7 protein-coding genes are annotated in these 10,605 nt (G+C 74.5%); 2 read left to right on the top strand and 5 right to left on the bottom strand.

Annotated elements, in window-relative coordinates:
* Nucleotides 1-3,751: hypothetical protein (locus FMEAI12_RS03525; protein WP_146776628.1), on the bottom strand; the 3,751-nt coding region annotated here is incomplete at its 3' end.
* Nucleotides 3,752-4,080: 329 nt separating this feature from the next.
* Here FMEAI12_RS03525 and FMEAI12_RS03520 point away from each other — a divergent pair.
* On the top strand, nucleotides 4,081-4,767 hold the full coding sequence (locus FMEAI12_RS03520; RefSeq protein ID WP_112104953.1) for a hypothetical protein: 687 nt from the start codon (nucleotides 4,081-4,083) through the stop codon (nucleotides 4,765-4,767).
* Between the two features lie 98 nt (nucleotides 4,768-4,865).
* Here the strand turns inward: FMEAI12_RS03520 and rpsD are convergent, their stop codons facing one another.
* A complete protein-coding gene (rpsD, locus tag FMEAI12_RS03515; protein WP_112104952.1) occupies nucleotides 4,866-5,471 on the bottom strand; it encodes a 30S ribosomal protein S4 in 606 nt (201 codons plus the stop codon).
* 82 nt (nucleotides 5,472-5,553) lie between these two features.
* Between rpsD and FMEAI12_RS03510 the strand changes: the two genes are divergently transcribed.
* Complete coding sequence (locus FMEAI12_RS03510) at nucleotides 5,554-6,210, top strand: hypothetical protein (RefSeq protein ID WP_235013657.1); 657 nt, start codon at nucleotides 5,554-5,556, stop codon at nucleotides 6,208-6,210.
* A gap of 54 nt (nucleotides 6,211-6,264) precedes the next feature.
* Here the strand turns inward: FMEAI12_RS03510 and FMEAI12_RS03505 are convergent, their stop codons facing one another.
* From FMEAI12_RS03505 to FMEAI12_RS03495, 3 genes are all read right to left on the bottom strand, one after another.
* The gene (locus tag FMEAI12_RS03505; RefSeq protein WP_071062308.1) at nucleotides 6,265-6,552 is read right to left on the bottom strand and encodes a hypothetical protein; all 288 of its coding nucleotides are present in this window, start codon (nucleotides 6,550-6,552) and stop codon (nucleotides 6,265-6,267) included.
* A gap of 69 nt (nucleotides 6,553-6,621) precedes the next feature.
* Nucleotides 6,622-6,891 (bottom strand): pyrophosphorylase, encoded by a 270-nt coding sequence (locus FMEAI12_RS03500; RefSeq protein WP_112104950.1) that lies wholly within the window; start codon nucleotides 6,889-6,891, stop codon nucleotides 6,622-6,624.
* A 122-nt stretch (nucleotides 6,892-7,013) separates the two neighbouring features.
* The coding region (locus tag FMEAI12_RS03495) for an FtsK/SpoIIIE domain-containing protein (RefSeq protein ID WP_112104949.1) at nucleotides 7,014-10,605 on the bottom strand (3,592 nt) is incomplete at its 5' end.

The raw sequence follows: 10,605 nt of genomic DNA, 5'->3' as shown, positions 1-10,605 counted from the left end.
GGTCGGGGCTGTGCTGCTGTGCCTCGTCGTGCCCGTGCGCCGGCCGGACCAGCAGCGTGCGGGGGACTCGCGGCACGTCCGTCGGCTGTATGGCCGGTCGATCGGATTCGATCAGGTAGGGCGGGGGAGCGTCGGACGGCTGGTGCTGCCCCGCGCGGCCCGGCACGTCCGGCGTGGCGGCCTGCGGCCGGGAGCCCGGCGGCGCGTCGACTGGCGGCGGGGCGACTGGTGGCGGGGCGACTGGTGGCGGAGCGACTGGTGGGACTGGCGGCGGAGTGACCGTCGGCGGGGGGAGCTGAGGCAGGCTGCTCGGGGGTAGCCCGGACGGCCCGTCGACCGGCATCCGGATGACGGAGGGCCCGGCCTGCGGGACGGGCAGCCAGGGCACGACTCCGGGGATCGAACCCGAGCCCCGGGGCGGACGGGTACCCTCCGGGCCGTCCGGGGCCGGAGGACGGTGCTCCTCGGGGTAGGGCGGCGGGTAGTGGCCCGCCGGCGCGGTCGGCTCCGGTGCGTGTCCGTCGGGCCCGTCCGCCGCGTACTCCGCCGCGTACTCCGCCGAGTAGTCGTCCGCGTAGTCCGCCGGATGGCCGGCTGGACGGTCCGCCGGGTGGAGGGAACCGCCCGCGATCGGGTAGGGCCCGGTTCGGTAAGGGTCATCGTCCGCAGCCCCGGCTGGCGGGTAGCCGCCCGTGGCCTGGCCGCCCGGGCTGCCGTCCCACTCCTCGCTGTCGTACCGGTCCGTGCCGTCGGGCCAGCTCTCGCTGCCGTGCTGGTCCTCGCCGTCGTCCTGGTGTCCGCCGCCGTACCGGTCCTCGCTGTCGTCCCAGGCGTCGCTTCGCTCGGAGGGCCGGCTGGTGGGGACGGGAGCGTCCGCACCCGTGGTCAGCAGGCGCCGGCTGGCCCAGGACGGGCGCGGAGCCTCCGCCGGGCGCGCGCCGGTCGCGATGCGGAACATCGCCAGAACGGCGGAGTACTCCGCCGCGGCGAGGGTCTGGGCGTTGACCTCGACGCCCAGCACCCCGAGGGACATCCGCGCGTCGGGACCGACCGCGAACCGCCAGCGGGCGGCGGGGCTGTCGCCGACCATGAGCACGCCCACCGTCTCGTCGCGCCCACCGGAGAGTCGGGCCAGCCGTTCGGCGTGCTGCGGGGCGGGTGGCCCGGCCAGCACCAGGAGATCCGGCGCCCACAGCGACTGGATGTGGGCGGCCTGCCGCCCGCGCAGCGCGGCGCCCGGTTCGTTGCCCCATCCGGTGTCCCGCGGCCCGCGTGCCTCGAGCTCGTCGAGGACGTCGGAGAGGCTCGAGGACGTCCGAAGCCGCCCTGGCGCGATCGGGCTGGGGTCGTCCGCGAAGCCCACAAGACAGACCCGCAGGTCGTCGGACCACATGTTGGTGGCGAGTTCCACCGCGACGGAGATGGCCACCTCGCTGGCGACGGCCGGGTCGCCGACGAGGCTGATCATCCCGGGTGCGCCCTCGAGGTCGACGAGGATGCGGCAGCCGGTGGCATCCCGGCCGAGGGTGACCAGCGCCGGGTAGGGCGCCGGGACGTCCGCCGACAGGCTGGCGCTCGCGTCGAAGGGCAGCCCGTCGGGTGCCTCGGGGTTGCGTTCGATCCGCCAGGAGCCTGGGTTGTTGCCCTGCTGCCAGGGGGCGGGGGGCGGTTCCGGCACAGCCGGCGCCATGTGCAGGACGAGCGCGGCGTCGGTGAGGATCGCGGCGTACACCGGCGGCAGGGGACGGCCCCGCGAGGTCAGCCCGGCGGACATCAGCCGCAGGGACCGGTCGACGAAACGGGCCGAGGGCAGGTCGGCGGCGAGCCGCAGGGCGTGTTCGACCTCGGCGGAGAACGGGTCCGCGCCGGCGCCGCCCGGCCGGCGCCGGGTCAGCGCGGTGAGCACGCCCGCCGCGAGCAGGGCCGCGCCGGTGATGCCGCGCCCGCTTCCCAGCCGCCCGGGCCCCATCCCGCCGGGCGTGCCCGTCTCGCCGCCCCACGCGGAACGCTCGCCGGAGTTCCCGATACCCGGCCCGTAGGGCGACGGCTCCTGGCCCGCCTCCGGCCCGTCGGACCAGCCGCCCGCACCGCTGCGCAGCGGCCCGGTGGATGCCGGCCCGCCACCGATGTCGTCGCCTCCCGGGGCACCGTCGGTGCCGCCGCGACCGTCCGCGGAGCCCTGGGCGGCGAAGCGGGCGTGGACCTCCTCGACCCAGGAGGCTTCGCGGTGCGGGACCCGCAGGGTCCGTACCTCCTCGCCCTCGGCGTCCGGGGGAAGCATGAGCACCCATCCCGGGGCGATGAGGGAGGGCTTGGTGAGGGTCTGGCCGTCGGGCTGCGCGCGGCCCTCGTTGAGCGCGAAGATCTCGTGGTAGCGCAGGCTGTTGCCGAGGAGCCGCCGGGCGATCGCCCACAGCGTGTCGTACTGGCGCCCGTCAGGCGGGCGGACCTCGCAGAACTTGACGTCCATGCCGTCCGGGAAGAGGTCCGCCGGGGCCTCCTCGCCGGCGGTCAGCGCCCGTGGCGCGGCTTCCCGTTCATCCCACCGGTAGCCCCCGGAGCGGTCGGTCGCGGGACCGGAGCCTCCCGAGGCGCCGCCCTGGTCCGACCTGTCGCCGGCGGCCGGACCAGCATTGGTGCCGGTGGCCTGACCTGCGGTGCCGCGGGTGGCCGGAACGGTGTTGGCGCCGGCGGTTCGGCCCGGAACGCCTGACGGGGCACCGGCCGGGACGCCCCGGCCCGCCCCGCCACGCGCCTCGGCCCCGCCACCGCCGGTGCCGGCCGGCAGAAGGCCGCCGGCTGCCGAGCGGGTTCCAGGGCTGGTACCGGGCACCGGCGGCGCGGCCCCGCCCGGCCCGGCGGGGATCGGCTGCTGCCCGGTGAGCCCGCGGGCCAGCCGTGAGATCGCGGCCGGATCCGACCGGCGTAGCGGCCCCGTCGGGGCGGCCCGCTCGATGCGGGTCGCCCGGTCGGTGCGGGACCCGCGTTCGGCCCGGGCCCCAGCGCTCCCGGCACGGGTAGCCGGCTCGGAACCACCGTGTGGCGTGGCTTCATCACTCCCGGCGGCGCCGGTGTCCGCCGGGCCGTTCGCCGGCCGTGTGGACGGTCGACCGCCTCGGCTGCCGGCGCCCGCGCGGCTGCCGGCGGTCGCCCGTCCACCGGTGCCTGCCCGCCCAGCCGCGCTCGCCTGCGCACCTGTGCTCGTCCGCCCGCCGGGGTTCGTGCGCCCGCCGGTGTTCGTCCGGCTGGTGCCGCCGGCCCGGTAGCCACCGCGTGCCGGGCCGCCGGACCCACCGCGAGCCGGGGCATGGGCGGGGTGCCGCGCGCCCGAGCGGCCCGTCGAGCTGTTCCGGGGCGAGGTGAGCCGCAGTGTGTCGTCGACGAGGCGCCGTGCCAGCGCCTGGCTGCCACCGCCGAACGGGATCCGCGGGGCGAGCCCCGTCTGCCGCCGCTCGGCGCGCCATTCGGCGATGACGCACACCATGAAGTGGATCCAGACCAGCCAGGCGGCCAGGACCATCAGACGCAGCACCTTGCCCGCGCCGAACTCGCCGGTGAACGCGCCCTCGTCGCCGACCGCCGCGGCGACCGGTGTGCCGGTGAGGACGAGCAGGAGAACGGGAACACCCACGCCGAGCCCCAGCAGGAGCGCGGCGCCGGAGCCGCCGCGCCGGCGCTCCCCGTTGCCTGCGGTCGGTCGTGAATTGCCCGCCTGGATCACAATGTGACAGTTCACCACGTCTGGGCTCACTACAGGTCATATTCCGGCCGAGCGGCCGTAGCGTTCACACAAAGGACACGTGGCTTGCTGACTGTAACGAGTCGTCGGAGGTGCCATCGCCTCCGCGCGTCCCTGCGCCCATGGGCGATGCCGGCTGCCTCCGTGCCCGGGCGCCCTCCCGCGCCTCACGTCCCGCACTCCCTTGTCTTGCCTGGGACGTCCGACTTGTCATGGTTCGGGGTGATCGTGCATACCTTTGCCAATTGGGGAGTTTGAAGCACGGGCGTGAGCGTGACGTGTTGGAGTTCCAACACAGATGGCAGTGTTCTGAGGTCACATCCGAGCAGAGGACGACCTGGGTGCAGGGGCATACGAAGGCGCAGCGGTGGAAACCCGATCGCTTCACCATCACGGTGCCGGACAACTGGTTCGCGTTGGACACACAGGCCGCGCGCAGTTCGGTGGCGATCTCCCGGATGGCCGCCGCACGGGTACGAGATCATCCGCGGCTCGCGGGGCAGGGCTCGTCTGTCGCCCGCATCCTTCGCGAGGCCGCCGCGTACGCGGACAGGCGTGGCGCCGTCTACTGCGCGGTCATGATCGAGGAAGTCCGGGGGGCCGGCCTCTCCGCGTGTCTCACGGTGTGCCTGCACTCCGCCCAGGACGATCCTGACCTCCGGCGATCGTCACGGCACGGACGCGACCTCGGCCGTCCGGCGCGTGACCTGCTGCGGCATGGGCGCGTGGTGCCCTACCTGCCGTCCCGGCGCTGGTGGCGGCGGGTCGGATTCGTCGACCTTCCCGCCGCCGGCCGCGCTGTGCGGACCTGCGCGTTCGAGCAGCAGCGACCGATGGACGGCGGGCCGGCGGCCATCCGCCTCGTGATGCGGACGACGGTGCCCATCCCCGGGCTCGACCGGGTCGCCGTGATCTCCTGCGCGAGCCCGAACACCGGCCTGGCTCCGGCGCTGCACGGCCTGTTCGAGGAGGTGACCGCGACCTTCAGGTTCATCCATGACCCGCAGCTGCCCGAACTCGAACTCTGAGGCCGGCCGCGACCACCAGCCCGCCGCCACCGTCCGGCCGTGACGGGAAATCGGAGCAGGCCGAGCGCCGAGGATCACCCGTGCTCGGCCGGATCCTGTCAACGCGCGTAGTACTCGACGACAAGTTGTTCGTCACAGACGACCGGGATTTCCGGCCGGGTCGGCCGCCGGCTGAGCACGGCCACCAGCGCGGTGCGGTCGACGTCGAGGTAGGCGGGCGGTGCCGTCCCCGCCGGCTGGGTCTCCGCGACGATTCGGAACGGCGCCATGGGACGGCTGCGCCCCGCGATCGTGACCACGTCACCTGGCTGGACGCGGTACCCGGGGCGGTCCACCCGGCTGCCGTTCACCTGGACGTGGCGGTGGCTGACGAACTGGCGGGCCTGGTAGATCGTCTTGGCGAAGCCGGCGCGCAGGACCACCGCGTCCAGGCGGGTCTCGAGATCCTCGATCAGCAGGTGGCCTGTTCGGCCGGCCCCCCGGTCGGCCTCGTCGAACGCGCGCCGGAGCTGCTTCTCGCTGATGTGGTACTGGAAGCGCAACCGCTGCTTCTCCCGCAGGCGCTCCTTGTAGGGCGACATGGTCTTGCGGCCGCGGCCGTGCGGGCCGGGCGGGTAGGGCCGGTTCTCGAAGTACCTGGCCGCCTTGTCGGTCAGCGGCAGGCCGATGCTCCGGCTCAGCTTGGCCACGGGCTTGTGGCGCACGGGCCTCCTCCTTTAGGTTAGGTAACCTTAAATAAAGCGAACCTAACCATAGTGGACGCTGGAGGAGTACGTGGTGGACGGCATGATCGATCAGCACGACGCGGGGCACCCGTCGATCAGCACGCGCACCGCACCCACCGAGGCGGTGCACGTGCTGGCCGCGCGTGAGCTGGTCCACGATGCCGCCTACGGCAGCCTGGTCATGTGGGGTGGATGGGTCGTGCACGGCCTCCGCTTCGCGACCGTCGCCGCCCCCACTGCAGCCGGCCCTGCTTCCGCCGGTCCCACTGCGACCGGTCCCACTCCGGCCGGCACCGAGGCGACGGGACCCGCCGACGCCGTTCCGACCGGCTCCGAGTCGCTGGATCTGTTCGGAGCCGGTGGCGCGCCCGCCCGCATCGTGCTGCTGGCGCCGGCATCGGTGGGACGTGTCCTGGGGGATCAGGACCAGGCCTGCCGGTTCCAGATGTGCGGACCGGTGCGTTCGGACGGCTGCGACTGGGTGTCCGTCGTCTTCGGCGGATGGGTCGCGCCGGTAGCCGAGCGATCCGTCCCCGACCTGGCGTCGCACCTCGCCGATCGGCATCCGACCGGGGACCTGTTCGAGCTCGGCGGCTCCTGGGTGCTGCTGGACATCGAGCTCGCCGAGGCCACGATCCGGACCCGCGGCGGATGCGTGCAACTGGACACCGACGACGCCGTCAACCTGCTCACGGAGCCCTCGGGCGCCGGTCTCTGACGACCCCGCTCGGCAGCGCCCACCCAGCCAGGGTGGCGCCCGGTGACGACCTCGTCAGCCGGCCGCCTGGATGTCGGTCTGGATCTCGGCGAGGCGGATGCGCAACCGGTCGAGCTGGGTGTGCAGGTCGGTCAGGGTGCGTTCGTACGTCGGCCAGATCGACGTGCGGAACTCGGTGGCGGTGCGACCGTCCCAGTTCTCCGGCTCCAGGAGGACCCGGGCGGTGGCGCGCAGGTTGTCGAAGTGGGCCAGCATCGGGCCGTTGATGATGCCGGCGAGATCGTCGACGGCGGTCGACGCCTGTGGCGTCGCCCGGACGGTGACGCCTGAGGTTGTCGTCATCAGATGCTCCTGGGGCAGAGGGGCGTGTCGGGCTCTTCGGGTCGCGCCTGGGAGTGCTGGTCGGGGCGGTCAGCTACCGGCCAGCGCGGTCCGCTGGTTGATCTCGGTCACGGTGCGGGCGAGGTCGGCGAGGTTCGTCTGCAGCGCGGACAGGGTGTTCTGCACCTCGGGCCAGATCTGCGTGCGGAACAGCTGCGCCTTCGGGCCCTCCCAGTTCGTCGGGTCGGCCAGGGTGTTGCCGCGGGCGACGAGGCTCGCCGTCGTTGTCTGGAGATCCGTGAGCTGCTGGGTCATCTGGCCGGCCGCGTGCTGAGCCGCGGGGGTGGTGACAGTGCGCATGGGTGGTCCGTCCGTCCGGGGTCATGGGGTCGGATGCACAGGCAGTAGGTTGCTGTCCGGGAGATGGTCCTGATGTGCTCCGATCGACAGCGTGATGTTACCTTTGGTGTCGGACTGATGCATCAACTCCGATTTTCTGGGTGCGGTGGCGGTCGCGCCGCTTCTGCTGGTGATGGTTCGACTACCTGGACGGGTGTGATCGTGCCGCGGCGGACCAGGAGCCCCCGCCCGGGCGGCCCCGGCCCGCAGACGGTTCGCGGCAGCCGGACGCCGAGCAGGTCGCCGTCGGCGGGGCCGCCGGGAGAAAGCAGCAGACCACTTCTCGAGCGGCGGGCATCGACCAGAAAGCCGCGGAACTGGCCGGCGAGATCCTCGGTGGTGCCGGCGGCCACCAGCCCGCCGCCGTGTCCTCCGCGCAGGAAGGCGGCGAGCTCGTCGCCGAGTGGCGTGGGCGAGACAAGCTCCGCGTCGTCGACCAGTACGACCGTCTGACCGGGGCCACCGAGCCGCCGGAGGGCCTCCTCCAGCGCCATGCCCTCCACCAGCTGGACCACCGCGGGGCCGATGAGGCCACGCAGCGGAGACAGACGCGGGCAGACGACCGCGAGCCGTGATCCCACGCCGAGCAGGCCGCGCCCGATACTCATCAGCGTCGAGCTGCGCCCCGACCGGGACGGGCCGGCCACGACGAACCCGGGGCCGTCGAAGTCGAGGTCGATGCCGACGGGTGCCAGCTCGTCGCCTCCGACGCCCAGGATGACCGGGACTCGCCGGCCCGGCCCCGCCGTGGCGCCCGGCTCCGGTCCGGTCGGGTGCAGCTCCGCGATCTCTCGCGCGCTGATCCGCGAGGGCAGAACGTCCACCCGGAACGGGCGCGGAACCGGCGGGCGCGGGGCCCGACCTGGCCCGGGGCCTGCGTGCGGTCGCGGGAACGGGCTGGCGGAGGAAACCGGGGCACCCTTCGCGACGGCGCTCGGCTCCCGGCGGCCGCCGGGAGCCGCCATCCGGCGCAGCATGCCTGCCTGCGCGGACCCGGCGGGGTCGTTGGTCAACAGGGCGACCTGCAGCTCGACGGGGCCGGCGGCGTCGCGCCACACGGGTGCCACGCGGCCGGCCGGCCCTCCGATCAGAAAGCCGCGACCGGGTGGCAGGGCGTCGGGGATCCGGGACGCCGCCAGGCCCGCCAGGCCGTAGTCGGTGCGTTCCGCCATCCGCAGCACCAGCCGTTGCTCCATGGTGGACGGCAGCCGGCCGGTGAGACCGCGGCGGTCGGTCGTGACCAGGATCCGCAGGCCGACAGCGGGGCCGTCCCGCGCGAGCGCCAGCAGGCGGTCGACCGCCGCCGCCCCGTCGAAGCTCTCGAAGGAGGCCAGGAATCCCTCGTACCCGTCGAGCAGAAGGACCAGGTAAGGCAGCCGCCCTGGCCGTGCGCCGCCCGCACCGCCCGGGCGGTGCGGGCGGAACTCCTCGTCCTCCGCGCGGCGGTAGGTCTCGTCCGCCGCACGGGGCGAGGTCTCGTCCCCCGTGCGGTGGCGCTGGATGGTGCGAGCCCCGGCGGCGAGCCTGGCTTCGGCCAGATCGGCGAAGCCGCCGGCAGCGAGAACCTCCTGCCGCCAGGTGACCTCGTCCGCCAGCCGGGCGAGCAGGCGGTGGACCCGTTCGGTCTCGCCGACGCCGACGACGGCTCCGGTGTGGGGGAGAGCGGTCAGCGGCGCGAGGCTGTTGTTCCCGCAGTCCAGCCCGTACACGTGGACGTCGGCGGGGGACACCGCCCTGGCGAGCGATCCGGCGAAGGTCCGCAGCACCGTGGAACGGCCGGAACGCGGGGACCCGAGGATCATCAGGTGGGACCCGTGCTCGAGGTCGATCGCGAAGACGGGCTGGGCCTGGGCCAGGCACAGGTCGGCGAGTGCGAGCGGGACGGGAGGCAGCCCTGGCCCACCCGGGCCCGAGCCCGGCGAGCCGTCCGTGGGGAGATCGTCGATCGTGATCCGGGCGGGCAGCGGGGGCAGCCACGGCCGCCGCGGCCCCGGGACACGGCAGATCCGGGACGCCTCCCGCAGCGCCCGGGCCAGCGCGCGCAGATCCGTCGGTTCCTCGCTGTCGCGCTCCGCGATCTCGGCCTCGTGGCCAGGCCCCGCCGCGATGCTCTCGGCGCGGGCGACGGTGTCCGCGAGATCGGCCGGTGGCGGCCAGGGCGACTCGATCACGATCGGCGCCGCGGCCGGTGCCTCGGCGCGGCGCGGGGACCCACCGATCCGGCCGGTCTGAAAGGTCAGCGGGGAGCCCTGGCCGACCCGCACGATGGCCTGGCCCGGCGACGACCCGGGGATGAGCGCGGCGTCCGGCAGGCCCAGCACGTCGATGCTCTCCGCCTGGTCGGTGACCCGCAGCGCCACCCGCAGGTTGGTGTTGGCCATGATCTCCGGCGAGACGACGCCCGCCGGCCGCTGGGTGGCGAGCACCAGGTGGATCCCCAGCGACCGGCCCCGCCCGGCGAGCCCGACGAGCCCGGAGACGAACTCCGGCAGCTCGCGGACGAGGGCGGCGAACTCGTCGATGACCACGACGAGGCGCGGCAGCGGTTGCCGCGCCGGGTGGGAGGGCCGCGGCGCCCGGCTGTAGTCGTCGATGTCCTTGCACCCGGCATCGGCGAGCAGCGCCTCGCGGCGGCGCAGCTCGGCGGCGAGGGAGTCGAGGGCACGCCGCACCAGGTGCGGATCGAGGTCGGTCACCAGACCGACGGTGTGCGGGAGGTGGGCGCAGTCGCCGAACGCGCTGCCACCCTTGTAGTCGACGAGGACGAAGGTCATCTCATCCGGCCGGTTGCGGACGGCCAGCGAGGCCACCAGCGACTGCAGGAACTCCGATTTGCCGGATCCGGTCGTGCCGGCGACCAGGGCGTGCGGCCCGTCGCGGCTCAGGTCGAGGCTGACCGGCCCGGCGGGGCACACCCCGATGGGGACCGGCCCCGGGGCCCTCTCCGTGATCCAGCGCGGGGCGAGCGCACGGGCGGTCGGCGGGTCGAGGTCGAGCAGCTCCAGCAGTCTGGTCTCCGCGCGTGCGGAGGCCGGTCCGCGTTCGCGCGGGCCGGGGTCGCGAACCGGTGCCAGCGCGCGTGCCAGCTGTTCGCACCAGGCCGCGGCCGCGGGACCGGAGATCTCCGCGCCCAGGCCGGCGCTCGTGCCCGGGCCGCCCGTCGGCTCGCCGGCAGGGTGCGGATCGCCGCTCCCGGCGGGCTCGCCGGCGACCAGGTCGGGGCAGACATGGTCGACGCCCTCGGCCCCCTGCCGCCGGACCCGAATCCCGCCCGGCACCTGTTCGACGACCGTGTGGCATTCGGGCGGCAACAGCCGCGGATCACGTTCGAGGCACACGACGTAGACGCCGACGAGGGGCCCGGAGCGCAGCACCGGGATCAGTGCGGCCCGCATCGACGCCGCGCCCTCGACGACGACCAGCACCGCGGGATCGCGCGGCACCTGCGCGGCACCGCCGCCTCCGGCGCGGGCCAGCCGGGCGTCGATCATGCTGGCGAGCTCGTCGACGCGCCGCGCCCGGCCTGGCCCGTCCGCCCCGACGAGGATCGCTCCCGGAGGCCCGTCGGGCTGGCGGCAGTGCGGCAGCCACCGCGCCCACTCCCAGCTCGCCGGGGACGCGGTCCCGACGACGAGGTGGACGGCGAGATCCCGTGGGCTGTGGTGCACCGCGGCC

This window comes from Parafrankia sp. Ea1.12 (assembly GCF_900465275.1).
Lineage (GTDB): Bacteria > Actinomycetota > Actinomycetes > Frankiales > Frankiaceae > Parafrankia > Parafrankia soli.
The sequence above is the reverse complement of the archived record's forward strand: the minus strand, read 5'-3'. Positions and strand labels throughout refer to the sequence as shown.